This is a genomic window from Streptomyces armeniacus (assembly GCF_003355155.1).
GTDB classification, from domain to species: domain Bacteria; phylum Actinomycetota; class Actinomycetes; order Streptomycetales; family Streptomycetaceae; genus Streptomyces; species Streptomyces armeniacus.
In genome coordinates this window covers 5,567,394-5,584,922 of sequence record NZ_CP031320.1, presented here as the reverse complement: position 1 = coordinate 5,584,922, position 17,529 = coordinate 5,567,394, and the positions used below count along the sequence as shown (strand labels likewise).

18 protein-coding genes are annotated in these 17,529 nt (G+C 72.1%); 8 read left to right on the top strand and 10 right to left on the bottom strand.

Translation table 11 applies throughout. From position 1 onward, the window contains the following. The first annotated feature begins 111 nt into the window (after positions 1 to 111). Together DVA86_RS24335 and DVA86_RS24330 are read left to right on the top strand one after the other, a co-directional pair. Positions 112 to 1,545 carry a sensor histidine kinase gene (locus DVA86_RS24335; protein WP_208881437.1) on the top strand — a complete coding sequence of 478 codons (1,434 nt, stop codon included), beginning with the start codon at positions 112 to 114 and terminating at the stop codon, positions 1,543 to 1,545. Then, positions 1,542 to 2,228, top strand: coding sequence for a response regulator (locus tag DVA86_RS24330; protein WP_208881435.1), 687 nt, complete (start codon positions 1,542 to 1,544; stop codon positions 2,226 to 2,228). Before DVA86_RS24335 ends, DVA86_RS24330 begins: the two co-directional genes overlap by 4 nt. A 43-nt stretch (positions 2,229 to 2,271) precedes the next feature. Here the strand turns inward: DVA86_RS24330 and DVA86_RS24325 are convergent, their stop codons facing one another. After that, positions 2,272 to 2,928, bottom strand: a complete 657-nt coding sequence (locus DVA86_RS24325) for a M15 family metallopeptidase (protein WP_208885097.1) — start codon at positions 2,926 to 2,928, stop codon at positions 2,272 to 2,274. A 92-nt stretch (positions 2,929 to 3,020) separates the two neighbouring features. Further along, positions 3,021 to 3,629: an ArsR family transcriptional regulator gene (locus DVA86_RS24320; protein ID WP_425470918.1), complete on the bottom strand. Its 609-nt coding sequence runs from the start codon at positions 3,627 to 3,629 to the stop codon at positions 3,021 to 3,023. Positions 3,630 to 3,712: 83 nt separating this feature from the next. Here DVA86_RS24320 and def point away from each other — a divergent pair, with 83 nt between their 5' ends. Together def and DVA86_RS24310 are read left to right on the top strand one after the other, a co-directional pair. Further along, complete coding sequence (gene def, locus DVA86_RS24315) at positions 3,713 to 4,375, top strand: peptide deformylase (protein ID WP_208881433.1); 663 nt, start codon at positions 3,713 to 3,715, stop codon at positions 4,373 to 4,375. 108 nt (positions 4,376 to 4,483) lie between these two features. Continuing rightward, entirely contained in the window at positions 4,484 to 5,107 is a 624-nt protein-coding gene (locus DVA86_RS24310) for a hypothetical protein (protein WP_208881432.1), read from the top strand. Between the two features lie 70 nt (positions 5,108 to 5,177). Here the strand turns inward: DVA86_RS24310 and DVA86_RS24305 are convergent, their stop codons facing one another. Continuing rightward, positions 5,178 to 6,164 carry a helix-turn-helix transcriptional regulator gene (locus DVA86_RS24305; protein WP_208881430.1) on the bottom strand — a complete coding sequence of 329 codons (987 nt, stop codon included), beginning with the start codon at positions 6,162 to 6,164 and terminating at the stop codon, positions 5,178 to 5,180. 62 nt (positions 6,165 to 6,226) lie between these two features. On the opposite strand from DVA86_RS24305, the gene DVA86_RS24300 reads away from it, so the two are divergent. Beyond that, positions 6,227 to 6,580, top strand: a complete 354-nt coding sequence (locus tag DVA86_RS24300) for a YybH family protein (protein WP_208881428.1) — start codon at positions 6,227 to 6,229, stop codon at positions 6,578 to 6,580. A 14-nt stretch (positions 6,581 to 6,594) separates the two neighbouring features. Then, positions 6,595 to 7,080, top strand: coding sequence for a DUF488 domain-containing protein (locus tag DVA86_RS24295; protein ID WP_208881427.1), 486 nt, complete (start codon positions 6,595 to 6,597; stop codon positions 7,078 to 7,080). Positions 7,081 to 7,121: 41 nt separating this feature from the next. On the opposite strand, the gene DVA86_RS24290 is transcribed toward DVA86_RS24295, so the two are convergent. Next, the gene (locus DVA86_RS24290) at positions 7,122 to 8,168 is read right to left on the bottom strand and encodes an amidohydrolase family protein (RefSeq protein ID WP_208881425.1); all 1,047 of its coding nucleotides are present in this window, start codon (positions 8,166 to 8,168) and stop codon (positions 7,122 to 7,124) included. A 93-nt stretch (positions 8,169 to 8,261) separates the two neighbouring features. On the opposite strand from DVA86_RS24290, the gene DVA86_RS24285 reads away from it, so the two are divergent. Continuing rightward, complete coding sequence (locus DVA86_RS24285) at positions 8,262 to 9,044, top strand: TetR/AcrR family transcriptional regulator (protein ID WP_208881424.1); 783 nt, start codon at positions 8,262 to 8,264, stop codon at positions 9,042 to 9,044. 48 nt (positions 9,045 to 9,092) lie between these two features. Here DVA86_RS24285 and DVA86_RS24280 read toward each other — a convergent pair whose 3' ends face one another. From DVA86_RS24280 to dnaB, 3 genes are all read right to left on the bottom strand, one after another. After that, positions 9,093 to 9,926, bottom strand: coding sequence for a PIG-L family deacetylase (locus tag DVA86_RS24280; RefSeq protein WP_208881422.1), 834 nt, complete (start codon positions 9,924 to 9,926; stop codon positions 9,093 to 9,095). 205 nt (positions 9,927 to 10,131) lie between these two features. Beyond that, positions 10,132 to 11,583 (bottom strand): amidase, encoded by a 1,452-nt coding sequence (locus DVA86_RS24275; RefSeq protein ID WP_208881421.1) that lies wholly within the window; start codon positions 11,581 to 11,583, stop codon positions 10,132 to 10,134. A 79-nt stretch (positions 11,584 to 11,662) separates the two neighbouring features. Continuing rightward, a complete protein-coding gene (dnaB, locus tag DVA86_RS24270) occupies positions 11,663 to 13,966 on the bottom strand; it encodes a replicative DNA helicase (protein WP_208885093.1) in 2,304 nt (767 codons plus the stop codon). Positions 13,967 to 14,490: 524 nt separating this feature from the next. Between dnaB and DVA86_RS24265 the strand changes: the two genes are divergently transcribed. Continuing rightward, positions 14,491 to 15,822: an MATE family efflux transporter gene (locus DVA86_RS24265; protein ID WP_425470916.1), complete on the top strand. Its 1,332-nt coding sequence runs from the start codon at positions 14,491 to 14,493 to the stop codon at positions 15,820 to 15,822. A 307-nt stretch (positions 15,823 to 16,129) separates the two neighbouring features. Here DVA86_RS24265 and rplI read toward each other — a convergent pair whose 3' ends face one another. Genes rplI through DVA86_RS24250 form a run of 3 tightly spaced genes read right to left on the bottom strand, consistent with a single transcriptional unit; the run spans position 16,130 to position 17,455 of the window. Continuing rightward, positions 16,130 to 16,576, bottom strand: a complete 447-nt coding sequence (gene rplI, locus DVA86_RS24260) for a 50S ribosomal protein L9 (RefSeq protein WP_208881419.1) — start codon at positions 16,574 to 16,576, stop codon at positions 16,130 to 16,132. A gap of 18 nt (positions 16,577 to 16,594) precedes the next feature. Further along, positions 16,595 to 16,831 carry a 30S ribosomal protein S18 gene (gene rpsR, locus DVA86_RS24255; RefSeq protein ID WP_027749007.1) on the bottom strand — a complete coding sequence of 79 codons (237 nt, stop codon included), beginning with the start codon at positions 16,829 to 16,831 and terminating at the stop codon, positions 16,595 to 16,597. A gap of 60 nt (positions 16,832 to 16,891) precedes the next feature. Then, positions 16,892 to 17,455: a single-stranded DNA-binding protein gene (locus DVA86_RS24250; protein ID WP_208881417.1), complete on the bottom strand. Its 564-nt coding sequence runs from the start codon at positions 17,453 to 17,455 to the stop codon at positions 16,892 to 16,894. Positions 17,456 to 17,529: the final 74 nt, after the last annotated feature.

Below are 17,529 nucleotides of genomic sequence, written 5' to 3'. Positions count from 1 at the left end.
GAGAGCTACGCGCCCCGACCCTCCTCACGCGTGACGACGGGGGCGCGGCGGCCGCGTAACTTCCGTACCGGCGGACGCGGACGCGGGTGCCGGTACGGCGGGGGTGGCGGCATGACGGAACGGCCGGCGGACAGAGCGCGCGGGGAGCGCGTCGTACGGCGTGCCCTGCGCGCCCTGCGCCATCTCCGCGTCCTGCGCGTCTTCCGTGTCCTCCGCGACGACCTGTGGACCACCGCCGCCGAGCCGCCGCCGCACACCGCCCGCCCCCGCTGGCTGGACTGGCTGCCCGCGATCGCCGTCGTGGTGGTGGTCCTCGCGGGCCTCCTGCTGGCGGGCAGCGCGAACGAGTACGCCTTCGACTACCACATGGGCACCCGCCCCGGACTCCTCCTCGCCGCGCTCCAGTCGGCCGCGCTGGTCGCCGCGCTGTTCCGGCCGGTACCGGCCTGGTGGGGCGCGACGCTCGTGATGCCCGTGGTCGCGTGGTACGCGCGGGGCGAGGCCGACGTCGACGCGCTGTACCCGTGGACCGGCACCGGGCTCACGGCGCAGGCGGGGGTGCTGTTCCTGCTGGCGCTGCGGGTGCGCCCGCGTATCACCCTGGAGACGCTGCTGATCAGCGCGGCGACCGGGCTCGGGTGCGGGCTGCTGCAAGCCGGGCGGCCCGGCGGCCACTTCGCCGTCACCGTCCTCGCGGTCGCCGCGCTCGCCGGCGCGGCCCTGCGCGGCAGGCAGGTCGCCCGTACCGAACTCGCCGCGCAGCAGGAGCTGACCGCCGAGGAACGCACCCGGCGGACCGTCCTTCAGGAGCGCACCCGGATCGCCCGCGAACTCCACGACGTCGTCGCCCACCACATGTCCGTCGTGTCCATCCAGGCGCAGGTCGCGCCGCACCTCGTCGACCGGCCCTCCCCGGAGCTGACCGAGAACCTGGCGGGCATCCGCGCCAACGCCGTCGACGCGCTCGCCGAACTGCGCCGCGTGCTCGGGCTGCTGCGCGCCGAGGACACCGCCGGGGGCGCCCCCGACGACGGCACGCGGCACGCCCCGCAGCCGGGCCTCGACCTGCTGGACGAGCTGCTGGGCAAGGTACGCGGCACGGGCCTCGCCGTCACCGCCGTCACGACCGGTGAACGGCGGCCGTTGCCGCCCGGCGTGGAGCTCTCCGCGTACCGCATCGTGCAGGAGTCGCTGAGCAACGTGCTGCGGCACGCGCCGGGGGCGCGGGCGCGGGTGGAGCTGGGGTACCACCCGTCGGGGCTCACGGTGCGGGTGCGGAACACGCGGCCGGAGGGGGCCGTTCCGGCGGCGGGGGCCCCCGGTTCGCGTACGGCTTCCGGTGCGGGCTCCCGTACGGGCTCCCGTACGGCTTCCCCTCCCGGCTCCCGTACGGCTTCCCCTCCGGACACCGGCCACGGCCTGCTCGGCATGCGCGAGCGCACCGCCATGCTGGGCGGCGAGCTGGCCACCGGCCCGACGCCGGACGGCGGTTGGGAAGTGACCGCCGTCCTGCCCACGACTCCCCCCGCCGAGGACGCCACGTGACGCCGCCCATCCGCGTACTGATCGCCGACGACCAGGTCATGGTCCGCCAGGGCTTCTCCGTGCTGCTCAACGCGGAGCCGGGCATCGAGGTCGTCGGCCAGGCCGTGGACGGCGCCGACGCGGTCGCCCGTACGGCCCGGCTCGCGCCGCACGTCGTCCTGATGGACATCCGCATGCCCGGACTCGGCGGCATCGAGGCGACGCGCCGCATCACGGCGGCGGCCGGCGCACCGGACGCCGCCCCCGTCAGCGTCCTCGTCCTGACGACGTTCGACCTCGACGAGTACGTCTACGAGGCACTGCGCGCCGGCGCCTCCGGCTTCCTCCTCAAGGACGCGTCCGCCGCCGAACTCGCCCATGCCGTACGGGTCGTGGCCCGCGGCGACGCGCTCCTCGCGCCGAACGTCACCAAGCGCCTCATCTCCGCCTTCGCCCGCACCGCGGACGCGCCGCGCGCCCCGCTCAAGGACCGCGTCGGCGACCTGACGGAGCGCGAGACGGAGGTGCTGTCCCTGATCGCACAGGGCCTGTCGAACGCGGAGATCGCCACGCGCCTCGTCGTCGCCGAGCAGACCGTGAAGACCCACGTCGGCCGCATCCTCGTCAAACTGCGGCTGCGCGACCGCACCCAGGCCGCCGTCTTCGCGTACGAGACGGGCCTGGTGCGTACGGGCGAGGGCTGAACCCCTCGGCGGGAGCGCGCAAGCGGAACCCGGGGCGGGCCGCTCAGTCCGGCTCGACGGGGCCGTAGTGCGCCGCGGGGGCGCCCGTCATCAGGGCCCAGTAGCGGTCGCCGTAGGACCAGTGCCACCACTCCGTGGGGTAGTTGACCAGCCCGGCGGCGGTGAGCGCGGCGCCCAGGATGTCCCGGTGCGCGCGGGCCTCGTCGCTGATGTTGCCGGCGTGCGTGTAGCAGGCGCCCGCGCTCTCCTCCGGGTCCGCGTTCATGCGGGTGCCCAGGTCGAGTTCGCGCCCGTCGGCGTCGGCGAGGGTGAGGTCCACGGCCGCGCCCGCGCTGTGCGGGGCGATCTCCGGCGGCGACACGTAGCGGCTGGCGGCCGACCTCAGCCGGTCGGCCGGCCACTCCGGATTCCGGGCGCGGAGCGTGGCCGCGTACGCCTCGAAGTACCGCCGCTGGAGCGCCGGCGGCCGGTACCCCTCGACGTACAGCAACCGCAGCCCGTCCGGCAGCCGCGCCTCCGCCTTGGCCAGCCGCTCGAGGACGCCTGCCCGCAGGTGGCCGCAAGCGCCGCCGGAGTCCGCCTCCTTACGCCCGTCGACGAGCAGCGAGCCCTCCCGCCGTACGTCCACGAGGCGTTCGCCGGTCTCCCGTACGGGCACGGCCGCGACCGCCGGGTCGGACATCAGGATGATCTCGTTCAGGGCCCGATCATCTCCCGTACCGCGTCCGCCGGTTGGCCCGCTTTCCCCGGTTCGCTCTGCTCGCTCCGTTCACTTCGTTCACCTCGGTTGCCTCACTCGGGGAGCAGCGGGAACAGCCGGGAGATGAGGGCGACCGGGCGGGCGCCGTCGGGGCGGGCCAGCGGCCGCTGCTCGCGGTCCCGGTACGGCGCGAGTGACCGGCGGATCGCGTCCGCGACCCGCTCCATCTCCTCGGGCGTGAGGTGGGCGACGGCGCTGAAGGCCTCGTCGCGGCGCCACTCGGCGGGCGCCTGGTCGCGCTGGGCGAGCCAGCGCTGCCAGCTCTCGTCCTCCAGGCCGCGCGCCAGATCGCCGAACTCCGCGGCGGGCGCCCCCTCCTGAGCCCCCGCGCCCCCTTCGGGCGCCCCGGCCGTGGCCTGCCGCCGCAGGCGCCAGGGGCGTACGCGTCCACCGCCGTGCGGTGCCTCCTCGACACGTCCGTGGCGTGCGAGCTGCCGCAAGTGGAACGAGCAGAGCCCGGAGCTGTAGCCCAGCCGCGCCGCCGCCTCCGTCGCCGTGACGGTGCCGACGTCCGCGAGCAGCTCCAGCAGCGCCGTACGGACCTCGTGCTCGCGCAGCCCGCCACCGGCACCGGCACCCTCACGCGCACCGGTGTGCGGAGGAGTCCGGCCGGACGGGGAGCTGAGTTCGTCTTCGGTCACTTTGCAAAGTCTGCTACTTTGCAAAGAGCTTGGCAAGCGTGCGGTGTGCGCGGCAGGACAGCAAGCCGGAAAGGGACCACAGCATGTCTGTTCGTCACGAGCGGTCACGGGCCGCCGACCGGCGGGTACGGGTGCAGGGCCGCCCCGTCGACTCCCACCCGGCACCGTCCCCGGAGGCGGAACGCGGTTCGCTCCGCCGGATCACCGTGGTGGGCGAGGACGTGCTGCACCGCCCGTGCCGCGAGGTGACCGAGTTCGGCTCGCCCGAGCTGTCCGCGCTGATCGACGACATGTTCCTGACGATGTTCGTGGCCGACGGCGCAGGCCTCGCCGCCAACCAGGTCGGCGTCGACCTGCGGCTGTTCGTCTACGACTGCCCCGACGACGACGGCGTCCGGCACGTCGGCCACCTCGTCAACCCCGTGCTGGAGCTGCCCGGCCCCGCCGGCCGCCGGCTCATCGACGACTTCGAGGGCTGCCTGTCCGTACCCGGCGCCGGGATGGCCGTCCCCCGCACCGACCGCGCCGTCGCCCGCGGACACGACAAGGACGGCAACCCCCTCGTCATCGAGGCGACCGGCTACTTCGCCCGCTGCCTGCAGCACGAGGCCGACCACCTCCAGGGCCACACGTACCTCGACCGGCTCTCCAGGCGCGACCGCAAGGAAGCGCTGCAGCAGATGACGGCGCGCCGCGAGGACGTCCTCGCCCAACGCGCCGCCAAGGCCGCCGGACTGGGCCGCTGACCGGCGGCGCTCGCCTTCGTGACGTACCGACCGGACTTCTGACCTGGCCGAATCGGCGGGTAGGGTGCGGCGCGCACGCCGAGTCGTACAGATTGCCGAGGGATACGCATGGCGTCCGAGACGGGAGTTCCCGGCTCCGATGAGCAGCCACAGGCGCGTACGGCGAGGGAGCCGCTGCCGCCGGCCCGGCGTAAGAAGGCGGGCATCACCGCCTTCTTCGCCGTACTGGCGCTGGTGTCCGGGATCGGGCTGCTGAAGACGGACTATCTGGACCCCAAGAGCGTCATCGACGACGGACGGCCGGGCGTCTTCACCCTGGACCGGTGCGAACGCACCGGCGGCAGCAAGCAGGGCCCCAGCACCTTCTGCCACGGCGACTTCCGCTCCGACGACGGCACGCTGAAGCTGACGGACCTGCGCCTGGAGGAGAGCCACGACGCCGAGGGGATGGAGAGCGGCGAGTCGTTCACGGCACACGCCACGCGGCCGGACCACGGGCCCCCCGGCCTCATCCGCTCCGACGACCAGGGCAGGAGCAACCTGACGATGCGCGGCGTCGGCGCACTCGGCCTGGCGCTTCTCGGCGCGATGCTGGGCGGGTTCGCGTGGCGGGCGACGCTGGCGCCCGGCCCGGCCCGGTCCCGGCTCGGGGCCTGGCTGGGCTTCGGGACGGTGACCTCGGCGCTGCTGTGGCTCCTCGGGATGGGCACGGGAGGCGGGTTCTGGGCGTGACGGCGCCCCTCCGATCCGGCGACGCCGACCGCCGACGGCTACGGCTACGGCTACGGCTACGGCTACGGATCTACGCGGACGGCTCCCCGTAGCGGGCGGCGATCGCGGCGGCCCGGTCGCGCAGGGAGGTACGCAGCCACTGCGGGGACAGTGCCTCCGCGTCCGTGGCGAGCCGCCACAGCGCCCACTCCGCGTGCCTCGGATCCTGGAAGGTCACTTCCAGCCGCAACCAGCCGCCCCCGTCGGCGTCTTCCGCTTCCTCGGCGAGGACGGCCAGCGCCGTGCCCGCCAGTTCCTTCCGCCGTGCCGGGTTCACCCGTGCCAGCACGGTGACTTGGTCACCGCCCGTACGGAACCGCGTGCTGCGTTCCTGCCAGGCCCGGTCCAGATCGACCCGGTCCGGTCGCTGCGCCGGTTCGGTGAGCTCCTCGGCCGCCGAGACGCGGGACAGGCGGTAGGTGCGGTCCGCGCCGGACCTCGTGGCCAGCAGGTAGCCCTGGCCGCGTACGGTGACCAGGCCGACCGGGTCCACCGTGCGCCACTTCGGGTCCTGGTCCACGGCCGCGTAGCGGATGCGCAGCTTGTGTCCGGCGAACACCGCGCGCCGTACCTCGGCCACCACGGCGTCGGGCACCTCCTCGGCGACCTGCCGGCGCGCGAGGAGATCGGTCTCCGGATCGATGAGCAGCCGCTGGACCGCGCCTGCCGCCGTGGCCCGTTGCCCCTCGGGCAGCGCGTCGACGACCTTGCGCATGGCCGAGGCGAGCGCCGCACCGAGGCCGAACGCCTGCGCACCGCGCCGCGATCCGGCGGCCAGCAGGGCGAGTGCCTCGTCGTGGTTCAGCCCGGTGAGCTCGGTCTGGAAACCGGGCAGCAGCGCGAACCCGCCGTGCCGGCCGCGTTCGGCGTAGACCGGGACACCGGCCGCCGACAGCGCCTCGATGTCGCGCAGCACGGTGCGGGTGGACACCTCCAGCTCGCGGGCGAGCGCGGCCGCGGACAGCCGGCCGTGCTGCCGCAGCAGCAGCACCAGTGAGACCAGCCGGTCGGCGCGCACACGGAGACTCTACTCCGATACGTGACACAGGATGTCGTATATCCCTTGGGAGGCTGAGCCGCATGACAGACAACAGAGCGGCCACCGAGCCGAACGACCTGGGCAGGTACTTCGTCGAGCGCGCCAACGCGGGCGACGTGGCAGGGCTGGTGGCGTTGTACGAGCCGGACGCCGTGCTGGCGTTCCCGCCGGGCCGCCTCGCGACCGGACACGCGGAGATCCGCGAAGTGTACGAGCAGTTCGTCGCGGCCGCGCCGGTCCTCTCGCCGGGCAGGCAGCACCCGGCGCTGGTGGCCGGCGACCTGGCGCTGACCGCGGCCACGCTGACCAACGGCGACGTGACAGTCGAGATCGCCCGCCGCCAGCCGGACGGGTCGTGGCTGTGGGCCGCCGACCAGCCGGCGCTGGCGCGGTAGGGCCGGGTGCCGCGATGAGGCGCGTCGCGACGATCGGCGTCTACGGCTTCACGCCCGTGGCCTTCCTGGCGAAGCTCGCCGACGGCGGCGTGGGGCTGCTGCTCGACCTCCGCCAGCGCCGCGGCGTACGGGGCCCCGAGTACGCCTGGGCGAACTCGGGACGGCTCCAAGACGCCCTCGCCGCGGCGGACATCGGCTACCGGCACGTCAAGGAGCTGGCGCCGACGACCGGGCTCCGCCGGCTCCAGTACCGCGAGGACGACCGCCAGGGCGTGGGCAAACGCGACCGTGTCGCGCTGGCACCCGCGTACGCCGAGCTCTACGTCCGCGAGATGCTCGACCCGTACGACCTCGGTGCACTCGTGGCCGGGCTTCCGGACGGTTCGGCGACCGCCCTTCTCTGCGTCGAACGCGATCCGGCGGCCTGCCACCGCTCGCTGGTGGCAGACCGCCTGCGGGCCGAGCACGGCCTGCCGGTCACGCACCTCCGCCCGGACTGAGCGTCGCGTCCACGCGGCGTCGCGTCCACGCGGCTGACGGGTCAGCGGCGCTGCTGACCCGTCAGCTTCTCCCAGTTGCCGGATCCGATCGCGGCCTTCTCCTCGTGGCTGAACGGTGCCTGCTCGAGGAACGAGCGGGCGACCCCGTTCGCGGTGTCGAGGAAGGGGAATCCGCCGGGCCGGGTGCCGAACGTGTAGGGGTAGTCGGTCGAATACATCATGCGCTCCGTGCCCACGACCTCCGCCGTCCACCGCATGTAGCGCTCGCTGACCGTGCCGCTGCCGCACACCCGGAAGTTCTGCGTGAAGTAGTCGGCGAGCGGGCGCTCCAGCCCGGCGTTGTGCGCCATGATCCCGGTGTGGTCCAGATAGAACAGGACGACTTCGCCCCAGTGCCCCGCGATCACCTGTAGCCCGGGATGCCGGTCGAAGACCCCGGAGAAGATCATCCGCAGATACTGGATGCCCAGGTCGAAGTACCAGCCGAGTCCCGCCGTCGCGAGCCCCATGCCCGTACCGCGCGCCATCCCCACACCGTCGTCGAAGCCGGAGTAGTACGCCTTGAGGACCTCGGGGACCGGGGTCTGGGGATGGAAGTGCAGCGGCACCCGGAGGCGTTCGGCCGTGGCGTACAGCTCCTCGAACTCCGGGGCGTCGGCCAGCTTGTCGCCCGTACGCCCGTACAGCATCGCGCCGGGGAAGCCGAGCCGGGTGACCGCGCGCTCCAGTTCGGCCGCGGCGGCCTCGGGCGCCGCCGTGGGGACGGCGGCGAACGCCTGGAACCGGTCGGGGCGCCCGGCGACGACCCCGGCCAGCGCGTCGTTGGCCTCGCGGGCCACGCTCACCGCGTCCTGGGCCGCGAGGTTCTGCACGCCGGGCGAGGCCAGGGACAGGACGGCGACATCGACGCCCTGGTCGTCCATGTCGGCCAGGCGCTGCTCCCCGGTGTCCCGCAGCCGCCGCGCGAACGGCTCGTCGCCGAACCCGAGCTGCGGGATCTGCGGCACGCCCGCCTTGGCCCACGCGTCGAGCAGCGTCGGCAGGGCGACGTGCTCCTCGAGAGCCACGATCTTGATCCGGTCTGGCATTCCGCGCTCCTCAGCCTCGATGATTCCAATGGAACCATCGAGACCGTAACACTGAAACTATCGATGGAACCACCCAGGCTGTATCGTCGGAACATGCCATCTCGTCCACACAGCGGTGGCGGCGCAGCCGCCCCGCCCGGCGCCACCGTCCCCGTCGCACCCGGCACTGCCGCCACCGGCCGCGAACAGCTACGGCAGCGGGTCATCGAGGCCACCATCGACCTGCTGACACGCGAGGGCCGCGACGCCGTCACCACACGCGCCGTCGCGGTCGCGGCAGGCGTACAACCACCGGCCATCTACCGGCTGTTCGGCGACAAGGACGGGCTGCTCGACGCGGTGGCCGAACACGGCTTCACCACGTTCCTCGCGGCCAAGCACATCGACCCCGACCCCGAGGACCCCGTCGAGGACCTCCGGAACGGCTGGGACCTGGCCGTCGAGTTCGGCATCGCCAACCCGGCGCTCTACACGCTGATGTACAGCGAGCCCACAAAGGAGACGTCAGCCACCTTCCAGACCAGCATGGAGATCCTGCTGGGCCGCATCCGGCACCTCGCCGCCCGCGGCTGGCTCCGCGTCGACGAGCACCTCGCCGCCGCGCTCATCCACGCCACGGCCCGCGGCGCGGTCCTCACCTGGCTCTCCCTGCCCGAGGACCGGCGCGACCCGGCCCTGCTGACCACACTCCGGGAGTCCATGATCACCAGCGTGACCAGCCAGGAGCCGACCGTGCAGGAACCGGGCCCGGCCGGCGCCGCCCGCGCCCTGCGGGCCGCACTGCCCGAACAGACCACACTGAGCAGCGCCGAACAGCACCTGCTCGGCGAGTGGCTGAACCGCCTCGCCTCCGGCGAGCCGGGGTCCTCCGCCTGACGGCCCCGGTCGGCACACGGGGCCGCCCCGGCCGCCCGTACGGACGGGTCAGCGCAGTCCGGCGAAGAGATCGTTCTCGGGCACGGCCGCGCCCGTGGCGTCCCGGACACGCAGGAAGGTCTCCATGCCCATCAGCTCGCCGAACCTCTCCCTGCCCATCTTGAGGAAGAAGATGTTGTCACCCTGACTGGCGTGCGCGGCCAGCGCGTCGAACTTCTGACCGCTGAACGCCGTGGTGTCCACCCACGTGGTGATCTCGTCATCGGGGAGTCCGATCTCGGCCATCGCCGCGGCCTCGGCAGGATCCGGCTCCGGCATGTCCTCCCCGAACTCGCGCATGAGCTCGCCGAACCGCTGCATCACCGAGTGCGGCATCGTGGTCCAGTACACCTTCGGCGTCAGCTCGGTCATCTCCAGCGCCGCCATCGTGATGCGGTGGGCCTGGATGTGGTCGGGGTGGCCGTAGAAGCCGTTCTCGTCATAGGTGACAACCACATCGGGCCGGTAGTGCCGCATGAGCTCGGCAAGCCGGGCCGCGCCGTCCCGTACGGGGGTCTGCCAGAAGGCTCCGGGGGCGTCGTTGCTCGGCCAGCCCGTCATCCCGGAGTCCGCATAGTCCAGCATCTCCAGATCGCTGATCTTCAGGGCCTCACAGCTCGTCTCGAGTTCCTGACGGCGCATCACGGCGACCGCCGCGGGGTCGTGCCCGGGATCACCCGGTTTGACACCCCCCGGCCCGTCACCACACCCGCCGTCGGTACAGGTCACGAGAACCGTACGGATGCCTTCCGCCGCATACCGCGCAAGGACCCCGCCGGTTCCGGTCGCCTCGTCGTCGGGATGGGCGTGTACTGCCATGAGCGTCAAGGGCCGGTCAGTCATGGAAAGTCCTCCTGCGGAATGCGTAGTGGTCCGAGCGCGCGGCGGGCGCACCGCGATCACGGGGCCCGGACCCCGGCGGAGCGGACAGCCCCGCGACCTCCGTGTCCCCCACCCGCGCGGCACCGGTCCCTCAACCGATGCAACCGCGCCGGCCGTACCTGCTGTTCCCGGCGCGGCCGATTGGCCCTCCAGGCCGCCGACAGCCCTACCGCGGCGCCCGGAAGCCGCCGATCTCGTGCTCGAGCAGTTCGGCCAGCCGCAGCGGGGTGCGGTCCTCGAACACCGGGCCGATGAGCTGCACCCCCACCGGCAGACCCGCCGGGGACCGGCCCGCGGGCACGGCCGTGGCGGGCAGGCCCGGCATGGTGGCCACACCGGCCCAGACGAGCTGGTCGAAATACGGGTACTCGACGCCGTCGATGTCGATACGGCGTTCCCTCGGGTCGGGATTGTGGTCGTGCGGGAACGCGGGAGTGGGCGTGACGGGACACACCACGGCGTCGAACTCCGCGAAGAACCGCCGCCAGCCATGGCGATGGAGCTCGCGACGGCCGTTCGCCTCGATCCAGTCACGGTGGCTGAACACCATGCCGCGCAGCCGCGCCGCATCAAGACTCCGGTCGTCCGCGCTCAGCCCTGCCGCGCGCGTCCGCAGCACCTCGTACGACTCGACGGGAAAACGCGCGACGGAACCCGAAAACAACAACTGCGTGTAGAGCACGGCGGCCTCGGCCAGATCGGGCAGCAGCGCACTGTGCCGCTCCACGCGGGCGCCGGCCTCGACAAGCGCGTCGGCCACACGCCGTACGCCCGCCCGCACGGCGGAACCGGTCGGAATGAACGGATGCTCGTCGAGGACCAGGACCCGGAAGTCGCAGAGCCGCTCGTGGCGCGCGGGCGGCAGCGTCACCTCGTGCGCCACACCGAGCGTCAGCGGATCCGGCCCGGCCATGACATCGAGCAGAAGCGCGAGGTCACGCGCACTGCGCGCCATCGGACCGACGACGGCGAGGTCGGGTTCGGCCGGCAACGCAGGTGTGAGCGGCGGGACCATACCGCGGGCCGCCGCCAGCCCGAGCGTCGGCTTGTGTGTGTAAATCCCGCAGAAATGCGCGGGAGTCCGCAACGAACCGGCCAGGTCGGACCCGATGGACAGCGCCCCGAACCCACACGCCAGGGCCGCCGCTGACCCGCCGGACGACCCACCCGGTGTACGGCCGTGATCCCACGGGTTGCTGGTGGTGCCGTGGATCTCGTTGAAGCTCTGAATATCCTGCAGCCCCAAGGGCACATTCGTCTTGCCGAGCACCACCGCACCCGCGGCCTTGAGCCGCGACACCTGCACCGCGTCCTCGGCCGGCATGTAGTCCCGATGCAGCGGCATTCCCCAAGTCGTCGGCATCCCGACGATGTTGTACGACTCCTTGACCGTGACCGGAACGCCGAGCAACGGCCCGTCCTCACCCTGGGCGCGCGCCCGGTCGGCACGGCGCGCGGCAGCCCGCGCACGGTCGAAGTCCGGCACACAGACGGCGTTGACCGCCTTGTCCTCCCGCTCGATACGGGCGATCGCCTCGTCCGTCAGGTCCGCCGACGTCACTTCACCGGCACGCAAGGCAGCCGCGGTGTGCTCGGCCGTCGGAAATATCTGCTCCATGAACCGGACCGTAACGACCCCTCAACGAGGGCAGAAAATCCAAATTCTCACAACACGGAACCCGAGAACCCACAGCCGCTTACATGCCGTTCGCCATGTCCACAAAGCGCGAATAGTGCCCCTGGAACGCCACCGTGATCGTCGCCGTCGGACCGTTACGGTGCTTCGCCACGATCAGATCCGCCTCGCCCGCGCGCGGCGACTCCTTCTCGTACGCGTCCTCCCGGTGCAGCAGGATGACCATGTCCGCATCCTGCTCAATACTGCCCGATTCTCGCAAATCGGACACCATCGGCTTCTTGTCCGTCCGCTGCTCCGGACCACGGTTCAGCTGCGACAGCGCGACCACCGGCACCTCCAGCTCCTTGGCGAGGAGCTTGAGGTTCCGGGACATCTCCGAGACCTCCTGCTGTCGGCTCTCGGGGCGGCGCGAGCCGCCCGACTGCATCAGCTGGAGATAGTCGATGACGACCAGCTGCAGATCGTTCCGCTGCTTCAGACGGCGGCACTTGGCGCGGATCTCCATCATCGACAGGTTCGGCGAATCGTCGATGTACAGCGGCGCGTCCGTGACCCCCGGCATCTGCCGGGCCAGCCGCGTCCAGTCCTCGTCCGTCATGCTGCCGGACCGCATGTGATGCAGCGCCACCCGCGCCTCGGCCGACAGCAGCCGCATCGCGATCTCGTTCCGGCCCATCTCCAGCGAGAAGATGACACTGGGCATGTTGTTCCGGATCGAGCAGGCCCGCGCGAAATCCAGCGCGAGCGTCGAGTTGTGGGTGGGGATCATGGACCGGGTGGCGAGATACAAGTGGTCGGGATTGTCCACCTGTACGCACCGGACGGGAACGCTCTCGATCTCGCGTACGTCCTTGATGAAGCGCTGCCCCAGCCTCGGCGTGGCAGGCCGCCTGCGCTCGCTGTGCACGCGCCGCTTGCGTGCCAGCCGGAAGACGTCCCCGGTCGGAGTGAAGGTCGTGATGTACACCGTGGACGTCTCCTCGGAGCGCCCCTTGACTCGCTTGACCGCCGTCCCGCACCGGTGACCGAGGCTCATCAGCAGCTCGCGGAAACCGTCGGACAGGGCCCGGCTGGTCACGGCGAACTGCACCGAGCCGGTCGCGTTGACCGTCCCGTCCGTGTCCAGCAAACCGGCCAGCAGAGCCCGCCGCTGCTCGACGGAGGCACGGAGATACTCCGCCGGAATGTGCTTGTCGCCCACGCGGTGGCCGTCGCCGAGCCAGGTGCCCAGCGTGTACGGCGCCACGGGCAGCTCGCGGTGCGGCAGTTCGAGGGGGGCGACATTCCGAACGCTGTGGTTCAGCCTGCCGTCCGCCACGCACCGCAGGGTCTCCGCGATCTCCTTGGTCGTTCTGACCTCGGGCCCGCCACCCGGACGCATCGCCGCCCTGCGGGAAGCACGGGTATCGGTGCGCCACTGGTGCTCCGCGTCGGCGACGACAGTCGTGCCGTCGTCGAACGTGACCTCGTAGCAAGGGCGTCCGGCCATCACCTCGGTGGCCGCGACCACCCGCGTCGGCGTCCCGTCGTGAGCCAGCAGCCGGTCGCCGACGCCCACCTCGCCCATGGTGGTCCAGCCCTCCGGCGTGGGCAGCGGCGTGTCCAGGGCCAGCGCCTTGCCCATGGCCGGCCGTGCCGCGACCACGACCATCTGGCCCGGGTGGAGGCCGTTCGTCAGGGAGTCCAGGTCCGTGAAGCCCGTCGGGACGCCCGTCATCTGGCCGCTGCGGGAGCCGATCGCCTCGATCTCGTCGAGGGCGCTCTCCATGATCTCGGCGAGGGGCAGATAGTCCTCGCTGGTGCGCTCCTCCGTCACCGCGTAGATCTCCGCCTGGGCGGAGTTGACGATCTCGTCGACGTCGCCGTCCGCCGCGTATCCCATCTGGGTGATACGGGTGCCCGCCTCCACGAGGCGGCGCAGCACGGCCTGTTCGTGGACGATCTCCGCGTAGTACTCCGCGTTGGCCGCCGTGGGGACGGACTGGACCAGGGAGTGGAGGTATCCCGGGCCGCCCACGCGGCCGATGTCGCCGCGCTTGGTGAGCTCGGCGGCGACGGTGATGGGGTCGGCGGGCTCACCCTTGGCGTAGAGGTCGAGGATCGCCTGATAGACCGTCTCGTGCGCCGGGCGGTAGAAGTCGTGGCCGCGGAGGACCTCGACGACGTCCGCGATGGCGTCCTTGGAGAGCAGCATGCCGCCGAGCACGGACTGCTCGGCGTCGAGGTCCTGCGGCGGCACCCGTTCGAACGGTGTGCCGGAGCCCCAACCGCCGCTGTCGCGGCCGCGGTCGTGCTGCTCCGGTGCCGAACCGCCGTTGCGGCGCTGGGCGGAGAGCGCGACGCGGTCGCCCGGGCCGCTCATCTCGGCCATCCAGGGGTCCTCGACGTGCTCGGGCTGCTGGGTCACCTCGCCACCTCCTCCCGTCGCGACCGATCCGGCCGACAGGCTCGGACCGTATCGACGCAGTGCCTCTTTCCTACGGCACGGCTCTGACAATTCCGTGACGCCCGGCTTCGCTTACGGCGCGTCGAGGCCGCGGTGAAGACGAGGGGAACGACAGGCAGGCGCTGGACCACGTTAGGCGGCCGGTGGGCGCCCAGCCAATCGTGTTATCCACAGGGGCTGTGGGTAGTCGACGTCTTCCTGTGGAGAACTCGGTGGAAGCTGTGTACGAGCCGGTGGACGGCCCTGTGGAGGAGTCTGCGGCGCCCCGCCGATATGCCGTCTGAGCTGGGGTTACGGCGTCCACCGCCTGTGCGCGGAAAAAACTTCGGCGGTTGGTGCGAGTTCACCTCGAACAGCACGCACAGGCTCACTCCACGCAACCAACGGTAATAGACGCTCGGCAGTTGCAGTCATTACCTGTGGATGTTTGAATCGAACCCGTGACCAGTACCGCGACGAGTGCCCGACGCCACGACCGAGAGATCCTCGCTCTCGCCCTCCCCGCCTTCGGCGCACTCGTCGCGGAGCCCCTCTTCCTGATGGCGGACAGCGCCATCGTGGGCCACCTCGGCACCCCGCAGCTGGCGGGGCTCGGCGTCGCGGCGGCGCTGCTGCAGACAGCCGTGCACGTGTTCGTGTTCCTCGCGTACGCCACCACCGCCGCCGTCGCGCGCCGGGTCGGCGCGGGCGATCTGCCCGCCGCCATCCGGCAGGGCATGGACGGCATTTGGCTGGCGCTGCTGCTCGGCGCGGCCGTCGTCGCCGTGGTGCTGCCTGCGGCTCCGGCGCTCGTCGACGTCTCCGGTGCCTCCGCGACGGCCGCCCCGCATGCCGTGACGTATCTGCGGATCAGCGCGCTCGGCATTCCGGCCATGCTCGTCGTGCTCGCCGCGACCGGGGTGCTGCGCGGTCTGCAGGACACGAGGACGCCGCTGTACGTCGCCATCGGCGGCTTCTCCGGAAACCTCGTGCTGAACGTGGTGTTCGTCTACGGCCTCGGCTTCGGCGTAGCCGGTTCCGCCTGGGGCACGGTGCTCGCGCAGTGCGCGATGGCCGCCGCGTATCTGGTGGTGGTCGTCAAGGGCGCGCGCCGGCACGGGGCTTCGCTGCGCCCGGACGCGGCCGGGATACGCGCCTGCGCGCAGGCCGGTGCGCCGCTGCTGGTCCGTACGCTCTCGCTGCGCGCGGTCATGCTGATCGCGACCGCCGTCGCGGCCCGGCTGGGGGACGCCGATGTCGCCGCGCACCAGATCACGCTGACCGTGTGGTCGCTGCTGGCGTTCGCGCTGGACGCGATCGCGATAGCGGGCCAGGCGATCATCGGCCGGTATCTGGGTGCGGGGGACGAGGCGGGGGCGCGGGCGGCGTGGCGCCGCATGGTGCAGTGGGGGATCGCGTCGGGTGCGGTGCTGGGGCTGGCGGTGCTGGCGGCGCGGCCGTTGCTGATGCCGCTGTTCACCTCGGACCAGGACGTGCACGCGCGGCTGTGGGCCGTACTGCTGGTGGTGGCGGTGACGCAGCCGGTGGCGGGGGTGGTGTTCGTGCTGGACGGGGTGCTGATGGGGGCCGGGGACGGGCCGTATCTGGCGGGGGCGATGCTGGTGACGCTGGCCGTGTTCGCGCCCGTGGCGCTGCTGGTGCCGCGTATGGGCGGCGGTCTGGCGGCGCTGTGGTGGACGGTGGCGGGGCTGATGATGTCGCTGCGGCTGGTGACGCTGTGGCTGCGGGCGCGGTCGGGCCGCTGGGTGGTGACGGGGGCGGTACGGGCCTGAGGCGCGGGGCCTGAGGCCCGCGGTCCGCTCCGTAGAGGCGTTGACCGCCCGCGGAGGCGGGGACCACCGGCAGAGGCGGGGCCCTGCCGCCGAGGCGCGCTCCGCCCCCAGGCGCGCGGTCCACCCGTACGAGGCAGCGCGTACGTACGCCCCGCAGGCGCACCCGTACGCCCGCGAGCCCCCGTACGGGCGCCGGCCCGTCGGGCCACCCGCCGCCGCGCATGCCGGAGGGCCGCACCCCGTGTGCCGGGATGCGGCCCTCCGTGCGTGCGGCGAGCCGTACCGCCGTACGGCCCGCGTGCGTGCGCTATGCCGTCTTGACCTCGACGTCGAAGCTGGCGACGACCTCGGGGTGCAGGCGTACCGAGACCTTGTGCGAGCCCAGGGTCTTGATCGGCGAGCCGATCTCGACCCGGCGCTTGTCCAGGTCCGGTCCCTTGGACTCCTTCACCGCCGTGGCGATGTCGGCCGGGGTGACGGAGCCGAAGAGACGGCCGCCCTCGCCCGCGCGGACGGTGAGGGCGACGGTGACGCCCTCGAGCTGGCCCTTGACCTCGTTGGCCTGCTCGATCGTGGCGATCTCGCGGATCTTGCGACCCCGCCGGATCTGCGCCACGTCCTGCTCGCCGCCCTTGGTCCAGCGGATCGCGAAACCGCGCGGGATCAGGTAGTTGCGTGCGTAGCCGTCGCGTACCTCGACGACGTCGCCCGCGGTGCCGAGGCCGGAGACCTCGTTGGTCAGGATGATCTTCATGGTCGGGTCACCCTTCCCTTAGCGCGCGGTCGACGTGTAGGGCAGCAGCGCGACCTCACGGCTGTTCTTCACGGCCGTGGCGACGTCGCGCTGGTGCTGGGTGCAGTTGCCGGTGACCCTGCGGGCACGGATCTTGCCGCGGTCGGAAATGAACTTCCGCAGCAGGTTCGTGTCCTTGTAGTCAACGTAGGTGATCTTGTCCTTGCAGAAGACGCAAACCTTCTTCTTCGGCTTGCGCGGAGGCGGCTTCGCCATTGTCTTTCTCCAGTGTGTTCAAGTAAGTGAGCGGCTGAGCCGGTCCCCTGACCTGGCAGGTCAGAAGGGGGGCTCGTCCGAGTAGCCGCCGCCGGAGCCGCCGGAGCCTCCGCCCCAGCCGCCACCGCCGCCGCCCTGCTGGCCGCCGCCGGCGGGTGCGCTGGTGGCCCACGGGTCGCCCGCGGGCGCACCGCCGCCGCCCTGCTGGCCACCGGGGCCGCCGCCCCAGCCGCCTCCGCCGCCGCCCTGGCCACCGCGGCCGCTGGTCTTGGTGATCTTCGCGGTCGCGTTGCGCAGGCTGGCGCCGACCTCGTCGACGTCCAGCTCGTAGACCGTGCGCTTGATGCCCTCACGGTCCTCGTACGACCGCTGCTTGAGGCGGCCCTGTACGACGACGCGCGTGCCCTTGGTGAGGGACTCGGCGACGTTCTCCGCCGCCTGCCGCCAGACCGAGCAGGTCAGGAACAGGCTTTCGCCGTCCTTCCACTCGTTGGTCTGCCGGTCGAAGGTGCGCGGGGTGGACGCGACGCGGAACTTCGCGACCGCCGCACCGGAGGGGGTGAAGCGCAGCTCGGGGTCGTCGACGAGATTGCCGACGACCGTGATGACGGTCTCGCCTGCCATGGGTGAACCTCTCGGCGGGTGCTGCTGCTGGGCTGCTTGTTGCGCTGGCTGCTGCGTGCAGTGCGTACGGTGCG